This window comes from Roseomonas sp. BN140053 (assembly GCF_047690175.1).
In the GTDB taxonomy this organism is placed as follows: Bacteria; Pseudomonadota; Alphaproteobacteria; order Acetobacterales; family Acetobacteraceae; genus Roseomonas.
Genome location: NZ_JBLLEB010000005.1, coordinates 35,720 through 57,692 on the forward strand (window position 1 = coordinate 35,720; position 21,973 = coordinate 57,692).

20 protein-coding genes are annotated in these 21,973 nt (G+C 72.1%); 8 read left to right on the plus strand and 12 right to left on the minus strand.

Features of this window, described 5'->3' with window-relative positions:
- Positions 1-87: 87 nt before the first annotated feature.
- Positions 88-1,212: a ring-opening amidohydrolase gene (locus tag ACLIBK_RS06925; RefSeq protein ID WP_415386504.1), complete on the minus strand. Its 1,125-nt coding sequence runs from the start codon at positions 1,210-1,212 to the stop codon at positions 88-90.
- Positions 1,213-1,578: 366 nt separating this feature from the next.
- Between ACLIBK_RS06925 and ACLIBK_RS06930 the strand changes: the two genes are divergently transcribed.
- The 3 genes from ACLIBK_RS06930 to ggt all read left to right on the plus strand — a co-directional run bounded on the left by ACLIBK_RS06930 (position 1,579) and on the right by ggt (position 5,758).
- Positions 1,579-3,324, plus strand: a complete 1,746-nt coding sequence (locus ACLIBK_RS06930) for an ABC transporter ATP-binding protein (protein ID WP_415386505.1) — start codon at positions 1,579-1,581, stop codon at positions 3,322-3,324.
- A gap of 77 nt (positions 3,325-3,401) precedes the next feature.
- A complete protein-coding gene (locus ACLIBK_RS06935) occupies positions 3,402-3,896 on the plus strand; it encodes a hypothetical protein (protein WP_415386506.1) in 495 nt (164 codons plus the stop codon).
- Positions 3,897-4,030: 134 nt separating this feature from the next.
- A complete protein-coding gene (gene ggt, locus ACLIBK_RS06940) occupies positions 4,031-5,758 on the plus strand; it encodes a gamma-glutamyltransferase (protein ID WP_415386507.1) in 1,728 nt (575 codons plus the stop codon).
- A gap of 153 nt (positions 5,759-5,911) precedes the next feature.
- On the opposite strand, the gene ACLIBK_RS06945 is transcribed toward ggt, so the two are convergent.
- The 10 genes from ACLIBK_RS06945 to ACLIBK_RS06990 form a co-directional block, all read right to left on the minus strand.
- On the minus strand, positions 5,912-7,270 hold the full coding sequence (locus tag ACLIBK_RS06945) for a hypothetical protein (RefSeq protein ID WP_415386508.1): 1,359 nt from the start codon (positions 7,268-7,270) through the stop codon (positions 5,912-5,914).
- Positions 7,271-7,424: 154 nt separating this feature from the next.
- Positions 7,425-8,912: a phospholipase D family protein gene (locus tag ACLIBK_RS06950; RefSeq protein WP_415386509.1), complete on the minus strand. Its 1,488-nt coding sequence runs from the start codon at positions 8,910-8,912 to the stop codon at positions 7,425-7,427.
- A 7-nt stretch (positions 8,913-8,919) separates the two neighbouring features.
- A complete protein-coding gene (locus ACLIBK_RS06955) occupies positions 8,920-9,777 on the minus strand; it encodes an endonuclease/exonuclease/phosphatase family protein (RefSeq protein WP_415386510.1) in 858 nt (285 codons plus the stop codon).
- Positions 9,778-9,910: 133 nt separating this feature from the next.
- The gene (locus tag ACLIBK_RS06960; RefSeq protein WP_415386511.1) at positions 9,911-11,038 is read right to left on the minus strand and encodes a trans-sulfuration enzyme family protein; all 1,128 of its coding nucleotides are present in this window, start codon (positions 11,036-11,038) and stop codon (positions 9,911-9,913) included.
- 335 nt (positions 11,039-11,373) lie between these two features.
- On the minus strand, positions 11,374-11,742 hold the full coding sequence (locus tag ACLIBK_RS06965; RefSeq protein WP_415386512.1) for a DUF6481 family protein: 369 nt from the start codon (positions 11,740-11,742) through the stop codon (positions 11,374-11,376).
- A 240-nt stretch (positions 11,743-11,982) separates the two neighbouring features.
- On the minus strand, positions 11,983-12,597 hold the full coding sequence (locus ACLIBK_RS06970) for a hypothetical protein (RefSeq protein WP_415386513.1): 615 nt from the start codon (positions 12,595-12,597) through the stop codon (positions 11,983-11,985).
- A 10-nt stretch (positions 12,598-12,607) separates the two neighbouring features.
- On the minus strand, positions 12,608-13,183 hold the full coding sequence (locus ACLIBK_RS06975; RefSeq protein ID WP_415386514.1) for a DUF2272 domain-containing protein: 576 nt from the start codon (positions 13,181-13,183) through the stop codon (positions 12,608-12,610).
- Between the two features lie 271 nt (positions 13,184-13,454).
- The gene (locus ACLIBK_RS06980) at positions 13,455-15,086 is read right to left on the minus strand and encodes an NAD(P)/FAD-dependent oxidoreductase (RefSeq protein WP_415386515.1); all 1,632 of its coding nucleotides are present in this window, start codon (positions 15,084-15,086) and stop codon (positions 13,455-13,457) included.
- A gap of 171 nt (positions 15,087-15,257) precedes the next feature.
- Complete coding sequence (gene hemA, locus ACLIBK_RS06985) at positions 15,258-16,475, minus strand: 5-aminolevulinate synthase (protein ID WP_415386516.1); 1,218 nt, start codon at positions 16,473-16,475, stop codon at positions 15,258-15,260.
- A gap of 92 nt (positions 16,476-16,567) precedes the next feature.
- Positions 16,568-17,263 carry a tyrosine-protein phosphatase gene (locus ACLIBK_RS06990; RefSeq protein ID WP_415386517.1) on the minus strand — a complete coding sequence of 232 codons (696 nt, stop codon included), beginning with the start codon at positions 17,261-17,263 and terminating at the stop codon, positions 16,568-16,570.
- A gap of 113 nt (positions 17,264-17,376) precedes the next feature.
- On the opposite strand from ACLIBK_RS06990, the gene ACLIBK_RS06995 reads away from it, so the two are divergent.
- The gene (locus ACLIBK_RS06995; protein WP_415386518.1) at positions 17,377-17,577 is read left to right on the plus strand and encodes a hypothetical protein; all 201 of its coding nucleotides are present in this window, start codon (positions 17,377-17,379) and stop codon (positions 17,575-17,577) included.
- A gap of 2 nt (positions 17,578-17,579) precedes the next feature.
- Positions 17,580-17,804 (plus strand): hypothetical protein, encoded by a 225-nt coding sequence (locus ACLIBK_RS07000; RefSeq protein ID WP_415386519.1) that lies wholly within the window; start codon positions 17,580-17,582, stop codon positions 17,802-17,804.
- Positions 17,805-17,972: 168 nt separating this feature from the next.
- Here the strand turns inward: ACLIBK_RS07000 and hemF are convergent, their stop codons facing one another.
- The gene (gene hemF, locus ACLIBK_RS07005; RefSeq protein WP_415386520.1) at positions 17,973-18,896 is read right to left on the minus strand and encodes an oxygen-dependent coproporphyrinogen oxidase; all 924 of its coding nucleotides are present in this window, start codon (positions 18,894-18,896) and stop codon (positions 17,973-17,975) included.
- Positions 18,897-19,123: 227 nt separating this feature from the next.
- Here hemF and petA point away from each other — a divergent pair, with 227 nt between their 5' ends.
- From petA to ACLIBK_RS07020, 3 genes are all read left to right on the plus strand, one after another.
- Complete coding sequence (petA, locus tag ACLIBK_RS07010; protein ID WP_415386521.1) at positions 19,124-19,759, plus strand: ubiquinol-cytochrome c reductase iron-sulfur subunit; 636 nt, start codon at positions 19,124-19,126, stop codon at positions 19,757-19,759.
- A 67-nt stretch (positions 19,760-19,826) separates the two neighbouring features.
- Positions 19,827-21,107 carry a cytochrome b gene (locus tag ACLIBK_RS07015; protein ID WP_415386522.1) on the plus strand — a complete coding sequence of 427 codons (1,281 nt, stop codon included), beginning with the start codon at positions 19,827-19,829 and terminating at the stop codon, positions 21,105-21,107.
- Entirely contained in the window at positions 21,107-21,901 is a 795-nt protein-coding gene (locus ACLIBK_RS07020; protein WP_415386523.1) for a cytochrome c1, read from the plus strand. Before ACLIBK_RS07015 ends, ACLIBK_RS07020 begins: the two co-directional genes overlap by 1 nt.
- Positions 21,902-21,973 lie beyond the last annotated feature (72 nt).

The window sequence follows — 21,973 nt, forward strand, 5'->3', positions numbered from 1 at the left end:
GACGGAACGGTTCTTTCCGGGCTGAACGGACCCTGGCCGAGGGGGCAGCGCCCCCCTGGCCTCAGCCGCAACGACCCGGCCTGCCACTCAGCGGGCGCGCCGGGCGATGGCCGCCACCGGGCCGCCGCCATCGGGCCCCTGGTGCTCCGCGCCGCCGGATACGAAGAGGTCGGTGCGGCCCACGGCGGCCGCGGCCACGCCGCCCACCAGGGCGCGGGCGTGGCGGGTGGCGTTGATGTCGCTGTCATCCGCCATGATGTGCCGCCGCCCCCGGATGTTGCCGGAGGCGGCGGGTTCCGCCTTCACCAGCAGGGCCAGCAGCCGTTCCGCTTCCGCGGGTGCGAGCTGGCCGCCGGCGGTGTCCAGCCCGGCGCCGCGCAGCGCCGCCTGCACCGCGGGCAGGTCGATGCCGTCGCGCATCACGTCGTGCGCGATCACCAGGTCGCCGGCCCAGCCGGGGCTGTTGCCGAACACGATCACCTCGTTACGCTCCAGCTCCACCCCGGCGGAAGCGCTGGCGCGGCCGGACCAGAGCGACAGGTCGGCATTGACCGCGGCGTCGGACAGGGCTTCGGGCGAAACCTCGCCCAGGGCCAGGGCGACGCCCAGGGCGGAGGCGCCGCGCGACAGGGCCATGGATTCGTAGGTGTCGGCCGTGGCCACGGTTTGACCGCGGCTGGCGGCATCCGCCATGCGCTCGGTGGTCAGCAGGGGGCACTTCACCTGCACGAAATGCACCTGGGCGGGGTCGGAAAGGGAGGCGTCACGCATGGCCTCGCGCACGGCGGCGGCGGTGCGCTCCACCTGCGGCATGCGGCCGAGTTCCTCGGGGCGGAAGGGGGTGGTGAAGGCGGTGCCGATCGCCAGGGCGCCTTCGGGGGTGGCGGGATCGGCGGTCCGCGTGACGGAGAGCAGCAGGAAGTGCGGCGACAGCCCGCCTTCCGTGCCGCCGGACATCACCATGGCGACGCGGTTCAGCACCGCCTCGCGCGTGGTGCCCAGGCGGGCCGCCAGCATGGTGCCCAGCTCGGCCACGGCATAGGCGCGGGTGAAGTCGTTGACGCAGCCATTGCCCTCCGTCTTGCCGAGGATGGCCACCACCGCGGCGGGGTCCAGCGTGCCGGCGTCGAACAGCGCTTCGATGGCCGCGGTGTCGCCGGGGTGGCGCATGGGCACGCGGTGCAGGGCGGCGCGGCGGCGGGTGTCGGGCAAGGCATGATACTCCTGGGCAAACGGGGCGGCGATCCGGGGCGCCCTTCGGCTGCGCGCCGTAGCCAGCCGCGTGCCACGGGTGTGCCGGGGCTGCCCGGGACCGCGTGCGGCGGGTTTGGCCCGGCGCCTCCGGGGAGGAGGGGCGCGCGGCGGGCGGGCGCGTGCTAACCCCGGCGCGCCATGGCGCTTCCCGCTTCTTCCGCTCCCCCCGCGAGCGCGTCCCGTGTTCTGCCCGTCCCCGGCGCGATGCCCGGGGCCGAGGCCAGTCCCGGCGCGGCCCTGGCCGGTTCGGCCCCGGAGGACACCGCCGCCAGCCGCGGTGCCGGGGTGGTTCCCGCTGCTGCGCCGGGCCGTGCGAAGCCGGCCGTGACGGACGACACCTCGCGCGTGCTGCTGGCGCGGTTGTGGAAACACTATGTCCGGCAGCACCCGCGCGGCATCCTGGTGGCGCTGCTGTGCACCGGCGCGGTGGCGGGGCTGACGGCGCTGTATCCGGTGGTGATCCAGCAGGCCTTCGACCTGTTCACGACCGGCGACCCGCGCATCGTCTGGCTGGCGCCGCCCGCCATCATCGTGCTGACGCTGTTCAAGGCGCTGGCGCAATACGGGCAGGCGGTGTCGGTGCAGTCCGTGGTGCTGCGGGTCATCGAGGCGTTGCAGAACGACCTGTTCCGCGCGCTGACCCGCGCCGACCTGGCCGCCCTGGCGCGCGACGCGCCGGCCCGCCACGCCGCCCGCTTCACCGCCGATGCCCAGGCCATCCGCGAAGCGCTGACCAAGGCGATCAACGGCGTGGCCGACGTGCTGACGGTGGTGGGGCTGGTGGCCTCGATGGTGTGGCTGGACTGGCAGATGAGCCTGGTGGCGGCGATCCTGTATCCCCTCGCCATCGTGCCGGTGCTGCGGCTGGGCAAGCGCATCCGCCGCGCTTCGGGTGGGATGCAGGACCGGGTGGGGGAACTGGCGGCGACGCTGACGGAATCCTTCGCCGCCGCCCGCGTCGTGCGCGCCTACCGGTTGGAGGAGGCGGAGGAACGGCGCGCTGCCGGTGCCTTTGCCCATCTGCGCGACAGCCTGCTGCGCATCGCCCGCACCCGCGCCAGCCTGGACCCGATGCTGGAAGCGCTCGGCGGCGTGGCCGTGGCCGCGGTGCTGGGCTTCGTGGGGTGGCGGGTGTCGGCCGGCGTCGGCACGGTGGGCGAGTTCACCGGCTTCGTGGCGGCGCTGCTGATCGCCTCCCGCCCGGTGCGGGCGCTGGGCAGCCTGAACGCCGCGCTGCAGGAAGGGCTGGCCGGGCTGTCGCGCGTCTTCGGCGTGACCGACGCGCCGCGCCGCGTCACCGAGGCCCCCGGCGCGCCTTCCCTGCCGGCCGGGCAGGGGCGCGTGCAGTTCGAGAGCGTGTCCTTCCATTACGAGGGCGTGGCCGAGGCAGCGCTGCGCGGCGTCTCCTTCACTGCGGAGCCGGGGCGCACGGTGGCGCTGGTGGGACCCTCCGGCGCGGGCAAGTCCACCGCCCTGGCGCTGCTGCCGCGGCTGCACGACGTGTCCGGCGGGCGGGTCTGCCTGGACGGGGCGGATGTGCGCGCGGTGTCGCTGGCTTCGCTGCGGGACGCCATCGCTTATGTCGGGCAGGAGGCGGTGATCTTCGACGACAGCGCCTTCAACAACATCGCCTGCGGCCGCCACGGCGCCAGCCGTGCCGCGGTGGAGGAAGCCGCCCGCGCCGCCGCCGCGCATGGCTTCCTCCAGGCGCTGCCGCAGGGCTACGACACCGTGCTGGGCACCGGCGGCTCGCGCCTGTCGGGCGGGCAGCGGCAGCGCGTGGCGCTCGCCCGGGCGCTGCTGCGCGACCCCCGCGTGCTGCTGCTGGACGAGGCGACCTCCGCCCTGGACGCCGAGAACGAGGCGGCAGTGCAGGCGGCGCTGGCCCGGCTGCGGCAGGGGCGCACCACGCTGGTGGTGGCGCACCGGCTGAGCACGGTGCGCGATGCCGACCTGATCGTGGCGATGGAGGAGGGGCGCGTCGCGGAAGCTGGCAGCCATGCCGAGCTGATGGGGCGCGACGGGCTCTATGCCCGGCTGGTGCGGACCCAGGCCTTCGTGCCGGGCTAAGGCGCGGGCGGGGCGGGGATGGCGCCGACCCGCCCGGTTCGGGCAGGATGTTGCCGTCCTGCAACAGGTTGCCGCGCATGCGCGAAACCCATAGCCGGCTGCTCCTGGCGGCCGAGATGCTGCCGGCGCTGCCCTGCGCGGTGCTGATGCTGACCATGACCGTGCCGGCCGCGGTGATGCTCACCCCCATCGCGCTGTTCAGCCTCGGTGCGATGCTGGTGCAGGGCAGGCCGAAGCTGTTCCAGGATCTGTGGACCGGGGGCGGCGTCCTGCTGATGGCACTGCTCGCGGCCTGCACCGTGGTGGCGGTGTGCTGCCTGCTCGCGCTGGCGGTCACCTTTCTGGCGGATGGCCGGGCGGGGCTGCGGCGGCGGGCGAGGCTGGTGCGCATCGGGGTGTTCTCGGCGCTGCCGCCGCTGCTGTTATGGACCCTGCCGCGCGTGGCCCAGGACCTCCTTGCCGCGCCGCTGGACGCCGACCGGGTGCTGGCCGGGCTGGTGTATAGCGGGGTGCCGCTGCTGCTGCCGGCGGCGCATCTGCTGCTGGAAGCGCGGCGCCGGCCCGCGGCGTGACGCCGCCGCGGGACAGCCTTGTCGCCGCCGTGCCCGCATGCGTCCCTGTGGCCGTCGCCCTCGCAACGTGGCGGCGGGGCCGGGATGGGGGAGGCGCGTTCATGCGGGGATGGGCAGCGTGCGGAGCCGGGCTGTTGCTGCTGGCCGCGGCGGGCGCGGCACGGGCGGCCTCGGCGCCGGCGGCGGAGGCCGAGCGCGGCATGGTGGTATCGTCGCAGCGGCTCGCCTCCGAGGCGGGGGCGGAGATGCTGCGCGCCGGCGGCAATGCCGTGGATGCCGCGGTGGCCGTGGGCTACGCCCAGGCGGTGGTGAATCCCTGCTGCGGCAACATCGGCGGCGGCGGCTTCCTGGTGCTGCGGCTGGCCGATGGCCGCGCCCGCTTCATCAACTTCCGCGAGATGGCGCCGGCCGCGGCCACCGCCGCCATGTATCTCGACGCGGCGGGCGAGGTGATCCGCGGCGCCAGCCTGAACGGCTTCAAGGCGGCGGGCGTGCCCGGCACGGTGATGGGGCTGGACACGGCGCTGCGCGACTACGGCACGCTGCCGCGGGCGCAGGTGATGGCGCCGGCGATCCGCTTGGCGCGCGAGGGCTTCGTGTTGGTGCGCGGCGACACCGACATCCTGGACAGCAGGACGGAGATGTTCCGCGCGCAACCGAACGTGGCGCGCATCTTCCTGCGGCCCGACGGCTCGCGCTGGCGGCCGGGCGACCGGCTGGTGCAGGCCGATCTGGCGAACACGCTGGAGGCCATCGCGCGCGACGGCACGAGCGCCTTCTATGCCGGGCGCATCCCGCAGCAGGTGGAGGCGGCCTCGCGCGCCGGGGGCGGCATCCTGACCGCGGCGGATTTCGCGAATTACCGCGTCACGCAGTCCGAGCCGCTGACGTGCCGCTACCGCGACACCACCGTGCTCTCGGCCCCGCCGCCCTCCTCGGGCGGGGTGACGATGTGCCAGATCCTGCAAGTGCTGGAGGGCTACGACCTGCGCGCCTCTGGCTTCAACTCCGCCAACACCGTGCACGTGATGGTGGAGGCGATGCGGCACGCCTATCTCGACCGCAACACCCTGCTGGGCGACCCGGAATTCGTGCGCAACCCGGTGGAGCGGCTGCTTTCGGCCGAATACGCCGCCGCCACCCGCGCCCGCATCCTGCCCGACCGCGCCACCCCATCCCGCGAGGTGGTGCCGGGCGGCGAGCCGCATGAGCGGCCGGAAACCACGCATTACTCGGTGGTGGATGCGGCGGGCAACGCGGTGTCGGTGACCTACACCATCAACGGATCGTTCGGGGCCGGGGTGATCGCGGGCGACACTGGCTTCCTGCTGAACAACGAGATGGACGACTTCACCGTGAAGCCCGGCGTGCCCAACCTGTTCGGGCTGGTGCAGGGCGAGCGCAACAGCATCGCCCCCGGCAAGCGGCCGCTGTCGTCCATGGCGCCGACGGTCGTGCTGCGGAATGGGCGGCCCTTCTTGGTGCTGGGCTCGCCCGGCGGGTCGCGCATCATCACCATCACGCTGCAAACCCTGGTCAACGTGGTGGATCACGGCATGGAGCCGCAGGCGGCGGTGGACGCGCCGCGCGTCCACCACCAGTGGCTGCCGGACGAGGTCTATGCTGAGCCTTTCGCCCTGTCGGCGGACACGCAGAAGCTGCTGCGCGAGATGGGCTACCGCATCACCGAGCAGACGCCCTGGGGCGCGGCGGAGGTGGTGGCGCTGGGTGCCGCGGCGCCGGCCGCGGCCGGGGCGTCGTCGTCCGGCAACGATGCCTCGCTGACCGGCGGGATGCGGCCGGGGCTGTTCTACGGCGCCAACGACAACCGCCGTCCGGCCGGGGCGGCGGTGGGGAACTGAGGCGGCCGGCCGACCTCGCGGCTGTGCAGCGCCGGCGGCTTTCACCGGGGCGGCCGGGCGGTGTCGCCGCCCCGGCTCGCGGTGATGGGCCGTGGCTCCGGAGGGTGCCGGCTGCCACCCTGGCCGCGACAGGGTCCGAGGTCGCGTCGCGGCTTACTGGGCAGGCTGCACGGCGCCGGCCGGCTCTGCGGCGGTGATGGGGGCGTTCCTCGTGCCGGCCGGTGCCGTGCCGCTGCCCGTTCGCGGCGGCAGGCCCAGGCTCCGGGCCTGCGGCTGCGCCGGGAGAACGGGCGTCGGGAGCGGCTGGGGCGCCGTCGAGGAGCGCAGCGTGGCGGCAACGCCGCTGACCACCGTCTCGATGACCTTGAACACCACCTCCACCGAGAAGCCCACGAAGAAGGCCGTCGCCGAGAGCGAGAGCGCGAAGCCGCCGAGATGCACGGGCTCGTCCGCCGTCCAGACCACCCCCACCAGCCCGCCCAGGATGGCGGCCAGCGCGACCCGCAGCACGGAGTGCTTGCCGTCGCGCGGCTCCAGGGTCCAGTTCAGCAGCTTTTCGTCCAGCCGCCGCAGCGCGTAGGCGCAGCCGCCCAGGCAGCCCAGCAGCATCGGCAAGGCGAAGCCGGTCAGCACCGCCATGGTGCCGGCGACGCGGAGCTCCGTGTTCTGCCAGGCTTCCAGGTCGATGCCGGCGGGCAGGGGAACCGACGGGCTGCCGCAGCCGCCGAGGCCGAAGGTCAGCACGGCATGGGTCCGGCAGTTCCAGGTGCCCAGCCGCACATAGGTGAGGTCGAAGCGGCGCCCGAGATCCTGGAACCGGCCGCACACCGCCGCCGCGCGCTCATTGGCGGGAACCCGCCGGTGGACGGCGTTGGCGGCCCCGGCCGCGGAGGCCGGCGGCGTGCAGGACAGCAGGAAACCCTCGCCGGGCTGCGGCAGCGTCGCGGGCGCGGGGCTGCCGGCCGGCGCCGGCGCGCCCGCAGCCGGTCCCGCCGTTTCCGGCACGGCCAGCGGGCGGGTATCCGCCAGGGTCAGCGCGGCCATGTCGCGCTGGATGGCCAGCTGCTCGACACGCATGGCTTCCAGCCGCTGCACGGCCCGCCTGCCGTCCTCCACATGCGCCAGGAGGGCCACGGCCACCAGGAACACGGTGATCGAGAAGGCGGCAACCCCGTTCATGGTGAGCTTCAGGCGCTTGGCCTCACGCCGCACATCCTCGGACGGCTCGCCCCCTTCGGGCGACATGCGCAGATAGGCGCAGGTCAGGCGGATGCTCCGCACATTGGCGGGGGCGGCGTGGCGGCTGAGGTTGTCCACCTGGCTCGCCAGCGCCGCGAGGTGGTCGGGGCTTTCCGCCAGCTGCTGCGCGTCCGCGAGCAGGATGGCAGGCGCGTGCTCGAGCTGGCCGCCGCTGGCCTGCGCGCTCCAGGGAAGCGAGGTGTCCGAGCGCCGGGCGATGTGGCGAAGGAGCAGCCGGCCGTCCCGTTGCAGGCTCCGGACGAATTTCAGCACCTCCCCGTCCTCATCCGAGAGGGGAGGCCCGAAAGGCTGGGAGTCCGGCATGTTCGCGCTCTTTGTCCGGGTCGAGCGCGAGTATCGAAGTCCGTTCCGGAGATGAAATCAAGATCGCTGCCGGGAGGTCCTCCCGCGGCGTCCCGGAGCGGCGCTACAGCTGCGATTCGATCGGCAGCCAGCGCACGAGCTGGGTGATCAGCCGGCGCCGCCAGTCGGCGTCGGGTTCCTTGCGCTGCACGCGGCGGCGGCCCTTCGCGCCGCGGTCGGTCCAGGTCATCAGCCCGTGCTTCAGGGCGACGCGGTAGGAACGCTCGGGCGAAGCGAGGCGGGCGAATTCCTCGCGCAGGGCGCGGGTCAGGCCGGGGTGGCGCAGAAAGGCTCCCATCTCCGTGTTCAGGTCGGCCGAGCGCGGGTCGAGGTTGAAGGAGCCCACGAAGATCTGCGTGCCGTCCAGGGCGAAGGCCTTGGTGTGCAGGCTCGCACCCCGGGAGCCCAGCACGCCGCTCTCCTCCTGGCCGGAGCGCTTCAGCTCGAAGATCTCCACCCCCGCCTTGAGCAGCCGGCGGCGGTAGCGGCTGTAGCCGCCATGCACCGCCACCACGTCCGTGGCGGCCAGGGAGTTGGTGACCACCGACACCTTCACGCCGCGCTTCACCAGGTCGATCAGCACCTGCGCCCCGGCCTCGCCCGGCACGAAATAGGGCGAGATCAGCAGCGCCTCGTAGCGGGTTTCGCTGAGCGCGGCGTCCACCGCGCGCACCAGCTTGCCCTCCACCTCCGCGCCGGTGGCCTTGTCCGGCGGGTCGGCGGCCACGCGCACGCGGTCGGCCGGCAGCAGGGCGCGGTCGCCGTGCAGGATGTCCCCCGCGTCGCGCGCGGCCTGGAGGCATTCCAGGTAGGGTGCCGCGTCGGGGTCCTCCACCGAGGCCGCGAGCGAGTGGCGCAGGTGTTCCAGCGCCGCGGCGGAAGGCACCGTGCCGGCATAGGCCGAGACGCGGCGGGACAGGCGGTGGTTCCAGTAGCGCTCGAACTGCGTCACCGCCTGGGAGGCAGCCTCGCCGGCCACCACGATGTCGAGGTCGCGGAAGTTGAAGTCGCCGGCGGCATCGAAATACTCGTTGCCGATGTTGCGCCCGCCCAGGATCGCCAGCCGGCCGTCGGCGATCCAGGACTTGTTGTGCATGCGGTGGTTCAGCTGCCCGCGCGACAGCAGCATCTCCAGCGCGAAGCCGAAGCGCCCCAGGAAGCGCCAGCGATGGGCGTTGAACAGCCGCGTCTCGATGCTGGGGTGGACGCAGAGCGTCACCAGCGCCTCGAAGGCAGCGTCGTCGCCCAGCACGGCGGTGTCGTCCAGCAGCAGGCGCACCTTTACGCCGCGGTCGGCGGCGCAGAGCACCTCCCGCGCCAGGAGGCGGCCGGTCACGCCGTCGTGCCAGGCGTAGTATTGCAGGTCCAGCGTGCGGGTGGCGGAGCGGGCCGAGACGGCGCGCAGGGCGAAAGCTTCCAGCCCGTCCACCACCAGCGCCGCGCCGGTGCGGGCGCGGATCTCGCCCAGCAGCCGGTCCAGCGTGTCGTCCAGCGGCACGGCACCGCCGGGGCCGACGGAGTCCGGGGCGCGGCGGAGGGCGGTGCTGCTCACGGGCGGGTCAGGCCGCGTCGGCGGGGCGGCACAGCTGCACCGCCCCGTTCGGGCTGAGGTCCACCCGCGCGGTGAGCGGCAGGTGGTCGGAGGCCACGCGAGCCAGCGGGCTGTCATGCACCTCCACCGAGGCCACCAGCCCCTGCGGCCAGCCCAGGATGCGGTCCAGCGCCAGCACCGGCCGCCGCGTCGGGAAGGAAGGGGGGCCGTCCGGCAGCGGGCCGAAGAAGGGCTCCATCACCCGCAGCGCGGAGCGGCGGCCGGGGCGCCACTCGTTGAGGTCGCCCATCATCAGGGTGGGCATCGGCTCGCCGTCGCGCAGGGCGTGCAGGATGGCGGCGCCCTGGCGCGCGCGGCAACGGCGCAGGAGGCCGAAATGCGCCGCCACCACCCGCAGCTTGCCCGCGGGCAGGGCGAGCTCCGCGATCACCGCGCCGCGCGGCTCGGCGCCCGGCAGGGCGAGGCGGCGGATGCGGATGGCCTCGCCGTGGCGCAGGAGAAGGGCATTGCCATGCCAGCCGTGGCCGTCATGCAGGTCGGACACCGGCACCAGGCACAGCCCGCCCTCGTCGCGCAGCAGCTGGGCGTCCAGCAGGCCGGTGCGGCGGCCGAAGCGGCGGTCGGCTTCCTGCACCGCCACCACGTCGGCGCCGATCTCGTTGATCACGGCAGCGACGCGGCCGGGGTCGAACTTGCCGTCGCGGCCGACGCATTTGTGCACGTTGTAGGAGGCGACGCGCACCAGCCCGGCGGCGTCTCGCGCCTCGGCCGGGGAGGCGGGCTCGGCGGCCGGGCGGATGGCGCGCAGCCGGCGCAGCGCGAAGCGGGCCGAGCCGTCGCGCAGCGAGGTGCGGAGCAGGCTCACGCGGCGGGGTTCCGGCGCAGGGGAACGGGCAGGCTCACGCGGCAGGGTCCCGAGGCGGGGTGGGGGGCGGGCACGGTGTCATCGTCGGAAACAATATGGTGTGGGCTTAACCGCGTCGCGTGAACAAAGTTCGCTACGCCGCCGCCAGCGCCTGTTGCAGGTCGGCCAGCAACTCCGCCGGGTCTTCCAGCCCGACCGACAGGCGCAGCAGCTCCGGCGCCGGGCCGTTGGCGCGCCATTCCGCCAGGCTGGAGCAGGAGCCGAAGGAGGTGGCGCGGTGAAACAGCGTCAGCGCCGCGGCGGCGCGGCCGGCTGCCGGCGGGCCTCCGCGCAGTTGCAGGGACAACAGGCCCCCGAAGCCGCCGCGCATCTGGCGCGCGGCCACGGCATGGCCGGGATCGGCGGGGAGGCCGGGGTAGAGCACCCGCTCCAGCGCCGGATGCCCGTCCAGCGCGGCGGCGAGGCGGGCGGCGCTGTGCGAAGCGCGCCCGACGCGCAGCGCCAGGGTGCGCATCCCGCGCAGCAGCAGCCAGGCTTCCGCCGCGGCCGGCACGGCGCCGGATGCGTAGCGCAGGGCACGCAGGGCATCCCAGGCGGGGTCGGCGCGGGCGCAGACCAGGGCGCCGGCCATCACGTCGTCATGCCCGTTCAGCGCCTTGGTGGCGGAATGCAGCACGAGGTCGGCGCCGTGCTCGATCGGGCGGGTGAGCACGGGGGTGGCGGCGGTGGAATCCACCAGCAGCGTCGCCCCGGCCGGGCGGGACAGGGCGGCCACGGCGGCGATGTCGATGCTGCGCCAGTGCGGGTTGGAGGGGGTCTCGATCCAGACCAGCCGCGTGCGGCCCGGGCGCAGCGCGGCGGCCAGAGCGGCGGGGTCAGAGGGGTCCACCTGGTCCAGGGCGATGCCGTGGGCGGCGGCGTAGCGGCCGATCCAGTCCAGGAATTCGTAGTACATCCCCCGCTGCAGCAGGAGGTGGTCGCCGGGCCGGAGGGTGAGCAGCAGGTTGGTGGCGGCGGCCGAGCCGGAAGGAAACAGCAGGGCGTCCGCGCCGCCCTCCAGCGCGGCTAGCAGGGCTTCGACGCGGCGCAGGTTGTCCTGCCCTTCGCGGCCGTAGCCGATGGGGGAACGCAGCGCCCCGTCCGGGTCGCGGGCAAAGGTGACAGCGGGGTGGATCGGGACGGCGAGGGCACCCGTGGCGGGGTCGGGGCCGCCGCCCTGGGCCAGCAGCGTGTCGCGGGACAGGTGAGGCAGTGCCGGCATCCGGGGTTCCTGCGACGAGGGTGCCGCGCGGAGCCTAGCAGCCCAGGAGCGGGAGGGCGCGGGGGAAGCGGGCCGCTCCGCCGGGCGTGATCGGGCCGGGGTGTCTGCCTTACCTTCTTACGACTTCACGGGGCATTGGCCGGATGGGAGGCCGGGCGAGCGCGATCATCCCGTTGAGATCAGAAAGTCATCAGGAAAAACAGCGCTGTCCAGGTTTTCCGGCCGGCGCGACGACGCCCGCGCAGCGCCCCGGTGGGAAGGCGACGTGAGAGATACGGCCGGAAGTGTCAGGGCGCGGGCCCATCCATCGGAAGGGACGGGCCGGCGCGCCGGGATCAGCGGCGACGCGCCTTGCGGGCGGCGTAGCGGGCGTCGCGGGCCGCCTTGGCATCCGCTTCCAGCGCGCGGAGGCGCAGGGCTTCCAGGGCGGCGGCGCGCTCGGCCTCGGCGGCGAGACGGGCTTCCTCCTCCTTGCGGGCGGCCTCTTCCTCGGCCCGGCGCTTGGCCTCGGCTTCCTTGAGGAGCTTGCGCTCGGCTTCGCGGACCGCGCGGGCCTCGGCGATGGCCATGCGCTCGGCACGGCGGGCGGCAACCTCGGGGTCGTCCTGGCCGGGGGCGGCCTTGAACTTCTCCAGCAGGGCCTTCTTGGCTTCGGCGGAGTGCTTCTGGCGGTCGTTGAAGTTGTTGAACTTGAAGGCTGGCACTGAGGGCGGGGCTCCTGGAGGTGGGGGTAGGGTGTGTGGACTTGGTGGGAGGTTGGGGCAAGGGGGGTGGGGTGCAAGGGCCGAAAGCCCGCCAGCGGCCGCCGTGCGCCCACGGCTGCGAAACCTCGGTTCATTCCGGCAGGCTCTCAGCGGAGGTCCCGGTCCGGCTCAGAAAGCCGCTTCCTGAATCCCTGGACGGTTCAGGTCGCTCTCGGCACCTTTGTCCGGCCGGAGGGTGTTTCAGGTGGTTCCCTCACACCAGGAGCAGAACTGCATCACCTCATCCGCATAGGCTTCCGCTCGCGCCCCGGAACCATTGTACCGGCGCACCGCCTCGCGCGTGTTGCCGCCCGCGGAGGCGAACTTCTTTTTCAACTCGCGCATGAGCCGATGGAGACAATGGTTCATGTCGTGCCACTGGAACTTGCGAAAGAAATCTTCATCCGCTTTGACGTGTTGCAGGTCGTATTGGAAGATGCCGTAGCCCTTGTAGAGAAGTTTCGACGGCGGCATTCCCCGCATCGCGCGCATCTTGTTTGCTTCAGCGATCAGCGCGTCGGCGAAAGCGTCGCCATACTCCGCGCGGAATACTCCGCCGTTTCGCGGAAAGGCCGTGCGGCTGCATTCCGGCACATCGCCGCACGCATCCCCGATGCAATTCGCGAGGAGCTCCTCCGGTCTGTGCGTCGCGGTCCGCGACAACCAGAGATTATGCGTTTCCTTGCACGCAATAGCCTGCACGAGGGCGATGCTGACCGGCGTCCCGCGGATCGCTTCCGCGATCGGGGAGGCGAAGTTGCTGGTGAGCCAGGCGGCGCCCTTCAGGACCTGGTCGCGGCGAAGGGAAAGGGTCACGGCACAATCCTCACTTCAGCGTTTGCACGACGGAGATGAAAGATTGTCTTTTCCGTTCCGCGATCAGGCCCGTGTGGTCGAGCTGTATCCGGGTCCGCCGCACCGAATCTCCCTCGTTGCCGCCGATGGTCTGCACGAAGCGGCCGGATGCGTCCTGTCCGGTTGCCACAACAATGGCCGAATGGGAGGGATACTGGGCATGGGCTTCTGCGTGAGCGAAGTCGAAGGTATTTCCCGGTTGGTTCCATTGAACCAGATCACCCACGGCGGGAGAGACTTCGCGAAACGGAAAGGCCCGGAACAGGCCACGGTTGGTTTCGGCGTTGTTGATAGCCCAATGGACGAAGCGCGAATGAGCGGCCGCGAACAGAAATTCCGACGTTTTTGCCCCGGCCTGCTTCAGGCACCAGCTGACGAACACCGCCGACCAAGGCGTGTCCACGCCGGGAAAGGGCTGACCGACCGCTTCCCAGTAAAGCGGGATGCGTGATGCCAGCGGTTCGTCGGCTTCGTGAATGCCGTTGAAGGACCGGAATTCGCCTTCAGCGACACCGACGAGCTTCGCTTCAAAATCCGACAGCATCATCGATCTCGTATCGAAACGATACGGCAGGCTCGCATCGGGCCCCGGTATGTGTCAACATCAAAACGATCTGTGGGGTGCGCCCGGGAACTGCCGGGGAAGAGCGGACGAGATTTGGTCCGGTATCGAAGTCGGATGCGGCCGATCCGGAATGCCCTCGGACGGGAAGGGTGTGGAACACTCGTTCACCCCGGCTCAGACGGCGAAAGGAACTCTCCCGGGGTGGTTCGCCGGGGTACGTAACCCTCTCACAGGGCCGTCGGCACGAGGAGGCTCAGTTTACGATGGCGTTTCGTGCCACCGCCTCCGCCACCCTGATCCCATCCACCCCCGCACTCAAAATCCCCCCCGCGTACCCGGCACCTTCGCCCGCCGGAAACAGCCCGCGCGTGTTCAAACTCTCGCACCCTGCGTCCCGCCGGATTCGCAACGGCGAGGAGGTGCGCGTTTCCACCCCCGTCAGCACCGCGTCCTCCATGGCGAAGCCGCGGATCTGGCGGTCGAAGACGGGGATGGCCTCGCGGATCGCGGCGATGGCGTAGTCCGGCAGGCAGGTGGACAGGTCGGTGGGCGTCACCCCAGGGCGGTAGGACGGGATCACCGAGCCCAGCGCGGTGGAGGGCCGCCCGGCCAGGAAGTCGCCCACGCGTTGGGCGGGGGCGGCGTAGGTGCCACCGCCGGCCCGGAAAGCCTGTTCCTCCCAGTGGCGCTGGAAGGCGATGCCGGCCAGCGGGCCGCCGGGATAGTCCTTGGGCTCGATGGCGACGACGATGCCGGCATTGGCGTTGCGCTCGTTGCGCGAATACTGGCTCATGCCGTTGGTGACGACGCGCCCGGGTTCGGAGGTCGCGGCCACCACCGTGCCGCCCGGGCACATGCAGAAGGAATAGACCGAGCGGCCGTTGGAGCCGTGGTGCACCAGCTTGTAGTCGGCCGCGCCCAGGATGCGGTTGCCGGCGGCGTCGCCGAAGCGGCAGCGGTCGATCAGTGATTGCGGGTGCTCGATGCGGAATCCGATCGAGAAGGGCTTGGGTTCCAAGTAGACGCCGCGGTCGGCCAGCATGGCGAAGGTGTCGCGGGCGCTGTGCCCGACGGCGAGGATCACCTGGTCGGCGGCGATGCGCTCGCCGGTGTGCAGCACCACGCCGCGCATCCGGCGGGTGCCGTCGGGCGAAACCTCGATGTCCAGGTCGTCGACGCGGCAGCCGAAGCGGTACTCGCCGCCCAGGGACTCCACCGTGGCGCGGATGCTCTCCACCATGGTCACCAGCCGGAAGGTGCCGATATGGGGCTTGGAAACAGTGAGGATTTCCGGCGGCGCGCCGGCGCGCACAAACTCCTCCAGCACCTTGCGGCCGAGGTGCTGGGGGTCCTTGATCCCGCTCCACAGCTTGCCGTCGGAAAAGGTGCCGGCGCCGCCCTCGCCGAACTGCACGTTGGATTCCGGCTGCAGCTCGCTCCGGCGCCACAGGCCCCAGGTATCCTTGGTCCGCTCCCGCACCACCTTGCCGCGGTCGAGGATGATCGGCCGGAAGCCCATCTGCGCCAGCACCAGCCCGGCCATGATGCCGCAGGGGCCGGTGCCGATCACCACCGGGCGGCGCCGGAGGTTTTCCGGCGCGCGCGCGACGAAGCGGTAGCCGGTGTCGGGCGTGGGGCCGAGGTTGCGGTCCTCGGCGTGGCGCCGCAGCACGCGCGCCTCGTCGCGCAGTTCGAGGTCGAGGGAGTAGATCAGCTGGATGTCGGAGCGCTTGCGTGCGTCGTAGCCGCGCCGGGCAACCTGGAGGTCCAGCAACTCGCCCTCCTCCAGGCGCAGGCGGCGGGTCACGGCGGCGCGCAGGGCGGCGTCCTGGCGGTCGGGCTCGCCGTCGCGGAGGGGGAGCTTGAGTTCGGTGAGACGCAGCATGAAGGCGGGACGAAAATCCGAGGTGTGACGGGTAGATAGGCAGGGCCGGGAGGGCGGCCAAGCGTCGCGCGGCGCCCGGCAGGGGCGCGGTGGTGGGGTGGCTTCGGTCGCGGGGGTGCGGCGGGGCCGTCCGAGCGGGGGTGGCGGCAGGGGGCCGCCGGGCCGCTTCCGCTAGGCGGCGTCCGCGTCGCGGCGGGGGGCGAGTTGCCCCAGCACCTCCGCCAGGGCGGCGGCGGCGGTGGCGATCTCCGCGTCGCCGTGCAGGGGCGTGGGGGTGAAGCGCAGCCGTTCCGTGCCGCGCGGCACGGTGGGGTAGTTGATGGGCGTGACGTAGAGCCCGTGCTCGTCCAGCAGCCGGCGGCTGACCTCCTGGCACAGGGCGGCGTCGCCGATGCGCACGGGGACGATGTGCGACACGGAGGAGGCCATCGGCGCGACGCCTGCGGCACGGAAGGCGGATTTCAGCCGCGCGGCGCGTTCGGCGTGGCGGGCGCGCAGCTCGCGGGCGGTGCGGACATGGCGCACGGAGGCCAGGGCTGCCGCAGCCAGGCAGGGCGGCAGGGAGGTGGTGAAGATGAAGCCCGAGGCGGCGGAGCGCAGAAAGTCCACGATCTCGGCGGCCGCGGCGACGTAGCCGCCGTGGCAGCCGAAGGCCTTGGCCAGGGTGCCCTGGATGATGTCGATCTCGGCCATGACGCCGTCGCGCTCGGCCACGCCGGCGCCGGTGTCGCCGTACATGCCCACCGCGTGGACCTCATCGAGATAGGTCAGGGCGCCGTGCTTGCGGGCCACCGCGGCCAGGGCGGCGAGGGGGCCGATGTCGCCGTCCATGGAATAGACGGATTCGAAGGCCACCAGCTTGTGCGTGCCGGGCTCGGCGGCGGCCAGCAGGGAGTCGAGGTGGTCGGGGTCGTTGTGGCGGAAGATCGACTTGCGCCGGGCGTTCTTCATGCCCGCGATCATGGAGGCGTGGTTCATCGCGTCGGAGAAGACGTGCCAGTCGCCGTCCAGGCTGGCCAGGATGGTGCCCAGCGCGGCCTGGTTGGCGACGTAGCCGGAGGTGAAGACCAGCGCCGCGTCCTTGCCGTGCAGGGTGGCCAGCTCGCGCTCCAACTCGGCATGGATGGGGGTATTGCCGGAAATGTTGCGCGTGCCGCCGGAGCCGACGCCGTGCGCCTCGATCGCGGCGATCGCGGCGTTCGCCAGCAGGTCGGAGCCGCCGAGGCCGAGATAGTCGTTGGAGCTCCAGACCAGGATTTCCCGCCCGTCCGGGCCGCGGTAGCGGGGGAAGTCGCGGCGGGATTTTGAGAGTTCCGCGAAGGTGCGGTAGCGGCCTTCCGTCCTCATGCGGGCCAGCTGGTCGCGGCAATGGGCCTGGAAAGCGTGCATGGCGCCTCACGCGGGAAGGGTGGGCCGGGAAGGGCGGAACTGCGCTGCGGCCGGAACGGGGGCGACCGGCCGCCAGATGTGGAAGCCGGCGCTTACTCCCGGCGCAGCAGCCCGTCCACCAGTCGGTTCGCCCAGGGGGCGGAGGAGAAGTCGCGGCGCAGGGCGTCCTCGTCGTAGCCGTGGCGGACCCAGTCCAGGAAAGGTGGCGAGCCGGCGGCGGCATAGGCGCGGAAGAAGGCGTCCAGGATGCCGGTGCGGCTGGCGGACACGTGGCCGAAACGCCAGGACAGCTGGTCCAGGGCGGCCGCCACCGGCTGGCCTTGCAGCAGCAGCCACAGGCCGGCGGCGAGGCCGGTGCGGTCGGCGCCGGATTTGCAGTGCAGCAGCACCGGCTCCTCCACGCGGGCGAAAAGCTCCGCCAGGCGCAGGATGCGGTCGCGATACGGGGCGCCGCGGCTCTCGAAGGGGGCGTCGTGATGGGCCAGGCCGAGCTCGGCCGCGGCGGCGCGGGACAGGGCGTCGGAGCCGCAGCTGGCGCGGTGGCCGCGCAGGTTGATCACCGTGCGCAGCCCGACGCGGCGCGCCGCCTGCCGGAGCTGCCAGGGCTGCGGATGGTTGGAACGGTACAGGCGGCCGGGCGCCACGGCGGCCCAGTTGCGCCAGCCGGTGCGCAGGATGGCGTGGTCGTGCAGCAGGCTGTCGGCCCAGGTGGCGAAGCCGCCGGGGCGGCGGCCGGCGGGGGGCGTGGCGGCCGCGGCGGGCGAGGCGGGGGAGGGGTTGGACGACACGGCGCTTCCTATGGCGACGGCATCACGGCTGCGCAACCGATGGCGGCCGCGGGGGAACCCTGCGCAGCGGTGGGGCGTTGGAACCTCCGCACCCGAACAAGAAGGGAGAACCCATGTCCTCCAAGGCCCATCTGCCGCCCGTGCCGCCCGACAACCAGTCGCCGATCGGCGGCAGCGCCAATCCCGGCACCGGCGAGCTGACCCAGGAACAGAAGGCCCAGAGCGAGCCCACGCGCCGTCACCTCGGCGAGCAGGGCCGCCAGGGCAACATCAAGCAGAACACCACCCACCAGGGCTACCAGCAGGACCGTTGAGCATGGGACACGGCGCACCGAAGACCGAAGAAGCGGACCGTTCCGGCAGCGGCCCGGGCAGCAGCCACCAGGGCGGCAGCCACGGCCATGCCAGCCGCAAGGAAGAGCACGTGGAGCCCGGCGCCCCCACCAACCGGCCGCAGAGCCAGGTCGGCACGGGTGGCGGCGAGCGGGACAGCCATCACACGCACGACCCGAAGAGCAAGGGCGACCGCACCGGCTACTGAGGGGCGGCGCCCGTTGTGACGGAAGGCCCGGGGTTCGCGGCAGCGGCCCCGGGTTTTTCGTATTGGCCGCTTGCCGGCGTCGGGAATGGCGCGCCCGGCCATGATGACGTGCGGCCGGCCGATCCCCGCACCAGCCGATCCGGACGGTTCATGCGCCCCGGCTCTGCGTCAGGGCCAGCGGACCTCCGGGGGGAGGGACATCAGGATGGCCTCCGTGTTGCCGCCCGTCTTGAGGCCGAACAGCGTGCCGCGGTCGTGGATCAGGTTGAACTCCACGTAGCGGCCGCGGCGGACCAGCTGGTGCTCGCGCTCCGCCTCCGTCCAGGGTTCGTGCATGCGGCGGCGGACGATGGCGGGGTAGCTCCCGAGGAAGGCTTCGCCGACGTCGCGGGTGAAGCCGAAGTGTTCCGGCAGGCGGGCCGGGTTCTCGTCGCGGCCGAGCCAGTCGTAGAAGATGCCGCCGAGGCCGCGGGGTTCGTTGCGGTGGGGCAGAAAGAAGTATTCGTCGCACCATTGCTTGAAGCGCGGGTAGTAGCTGGGGTCGTGCCGGTCGCAGGCGGCCTGGAAGGCGGCGTGGAAGCCGGCCGCGTCCTCCTGCGCCTCGGGCGCCTCGGGGGTCATGGGGGTGAGGTCGCCGCCGCCCCCGAACCAGGCGCGGCGGGTCACGATGAAGCGGGTGTTCATGTGCGCCGCCGGCACCCGGGGGGAGCGCATATGCGCCACCAGCGACACGCCGGTGGCCAGGAAGCGCGGGTCCTCCTCCGCGCCGGGGATCTGGCGGCGGAACTCGGGGGAAAAGGTGCCGGCCACGGTGGACACGTTGACGCCCACCTTCTCGAACACCCGGCCGCGCATCACCGAAATCACCCCGCCGCCGCCCTCGGTGCGCTGCCAGGAGGTGCGGGCGAAGCGGCCGGGGGGCAGGGCGAGGTGGGGGCCGGAGGCGAGCGAATCCTCGATCGCCTCGAAGCTGGCGCAGAGCCGGTCGCGCAGTCCTTCGAACCACTGGCGGGCGGGGCCGGCCAGGGGATGGGCGGCCGGATCGCCCCCGTCGGGGCCGAGGGATGGTGCCTGCGGGCTACACTGTGTCATTCCAAACCGATCCGTGTTCCCGGCGTGCCGGGGATGCCGTTGCCACCTGTCGCGACGGACCTTTATATGGCCCCCGCGCGGGGGCGGTAGCCGGGGTATATGCCCGGGGTGCCGCTTCCGGTGCCGCCGCAGGGTTCGCGGCGGGGATGGCGGCCGTCACGGTGTTCCCCGCGGGAGGGGCGCAGCGGCGGCCCATTGGATGTTGCGACGTTAGGACAACAGGACGCATGGCCGATCAGATGGCGACCGCAGGGGCAACGGCCGGCGGCGGGTCGATCCCCGGGCTGCAGGGTTCCCCGACCACCCAGAGCGAGCGCCCCGGGCTGCCGCCCGCGCCCGATCATGAGCACGGCCGGCGCGACTTCCTGAAGCTGGTGACGGCGGCCACCGCCGCCGTGGGCGTGGGCGCGGTGGTCTGGCCCTTCATCAACTCCATGAACCCGTCGCGCGACGTGCTGGCGCTGTCCACCACGGATGTGGACCTGACGCCGGTGGCCGTGGGCCAGGCGATCACGGTGGTGTGGCGCGGCAAGCCGGTCTTCGTGCGCCACCGCACGCCGGAAGAGATCAAGGCGGCGGAAGACGCCCCAATGAGCGAGCTGAAGGACCCCGCCACCGACCAGAGCCGCGTGAAGCCGGGCAAGGACGAGTGGCTGGTGGTGGTGGGGGTGTGCACGCACCTGGGCTGCGTGCCGCTGGGCCAGAAATCCTCGGACGTCAGGGGCGATTACGGCGGCTGGTTCTGCCCCTGCCACGGCAGCGCCTACGACACCTCGGGCCGCATCCGCCGCGGCCCGGCGCCGCTGAACCTTGCGGTTCCGACCTACAGCTTCACATCCGACACCAAGATCCGAATCGGCTGACCGCGGCCGGCTGGCGGGGCATCCCGCCGGCCCCCCGTTTCTCCGCCTTCAGGAGCAGGAGCATTCCATGGCCGCCCCGGGCCTGATCCAAAGCGACGTCAAGAACCCCGTGCTGCGCTGGATCGACCAGCGGCTGCCGATCTTCACCATGCTCGAGAAGGAGTACGGGAGCTTCCCGACTCCGCGCAACTTCAACTACCTGTGGACCTTTGGCGCGCTGGCCATGATCTCGCTGGCGATCATGATCGCCTCGGGCATCTTCCTGGCGATGAACTACACGCCGCAGGTGGACATGGCGTTCAACAGCGTCGAGCGCATCATGCGCGACGTGAACTATGGCTGGCTGCTGCGCTACGTGCACGCCAACGGCGCGTCCATGTTCTTCATCGTGGTCTACATCCACATCTACCGGAACCTGTATTACGGGTCCTACAAGACCCCGCGCGAGCTGCTGTTCATCCTCGGCGTGATCCTGTTCCTGCTGATGATGGCCACCGCCTTCATGGGCTACGTGCTGCCCTGGGGCCAGATGTCCTTCTGGGGCGCCACCGTCATCACCAACCTGTTCTCCGCCATCCCGCTGGTGGGCGAGAGCGTGGTGACTTGGCTGTGGGGCGGCTTCTCCGTGGACAATCCCACGCTGAACCGTTTCTTCTCCCTCCATTACCTGATGCCCTTCATGATCGTGGGCGTGGTGTTCCTGCACATCGCGGCGCTGCACATCGTGGGATCCAACAACCCGCTGGGCATCCAGCCCAAGGGGCCGCAGGACACCATTCCCTTCCACCCGTACTACACGATGAAGGACGGGCTGGGCGTGGTGGTGTACCTGCTGGTCTTCGCCATCCTGGTGTTCTTCGCGCCCAACTTCCTGGGCCACACGGACAACTACATCCCCGCCAACCCGCTGGTGACGCCGGCGCATATCGTGCCGGAATGGTACTTCCTGCCCTTCTACGCGATCCTGCGCGCCGTGCCGAACAAGCTGGGCGGCGTGATCCTGATGTTCGGCTCCATCGCCATCCTGTTCGTGCTGCCCTGGCTGGACATGAGCCCGGTGCGGTCGATGCGCTTCCGTCCGCTGGCGCGGCCGGCCTTCTTCCTGTGGGTGATCTCCTTCCTGGTGCTGCTCTATGTCGGCGGCAAGCCGCCGGAGGAGCCCTATGTGACGATCAGCCGCTTCGCCACCGCCTACTACTTCCTGTACTTCCTGGTGCTGCTGCCGCTGTTCTCGCGGCTGGAGCGGCCCTTGCCGCTGCCGGAAAGCATCTCGCGCCCCGTGCTGCACCGGGGAGGCGGGCCCTTGCCCATGGGCGCCGCCACTGCCAAGCCGATGGAGAAGGCGTGATGCTGCGCGACTGGTCCAAGACGCTCGCCGGGGTGGCCTTCGCTGCCGCCCTGGCGGTCGCCCCCGCCCTGGTGCCCGGCGTCGCCCGTGCCCAGGACCACGGCACCGCGCCGGAAATCCCGGACGCCAACTTCTCCTTCTCCGGTCCGCTCGGCACGTTTGACCGGGCGGAGCTGCAGCGAGGCGCGCAGATCTACCTGCAGGTCTGTGCCAACTGCCATTCCATGCACCTGCTGAGCTACCGCAACCTGCGCGACATCGGTTTGAGCGCGCAGCAGGTGGAGGCCATCGCCGCCAGCGTGCAGGTGCCCGGCGCGCCCAACGACGAGGGCGTGGTGGCCGACCGGCCCGGCCGGCCGACCGACCGTTTCCGCTCCCCCTTCCCGAACGAGGCGGCGGCCCGCACGGCCAATGGCGGCGCCCTGCCGCCCGACCTGTCCGTGCTGGTCAAGGCGCGCGAGGAAGGGGCGGACTACGTCCATGCCCTGCTGACCGGCTACCGCGACCCGCCGGCCGGCGTGCACGTGCCGGAGGGGATGCACTACAACGAGTTCTACCCCGGGCACATGATCGCAATGCCCAAGCCGCTGAACGACGGGCAGCTGTCCTTTCCCGGGCAGGACAACCCGTCGCTGGACCAGCTGTCGCGCGACGTCACGGCCTTCCTGACCTGGGCGGCGGAGCCCAACCTGGAAGCGCGGCACAGCATGGGCGTGCGGATCGTGATCTTCCTGCTGGTGCTCTGGGGCCTGGCCTTCATGCTGAAGCGCAAGCTCTGGGCCGACCTGCACTGACTTTGCGGCCGGCCGGGGGTGCGCCGTTGCGCGCCCACCGGGCGGTTGCCGTGCCGGGATCCCCGGCGCCCT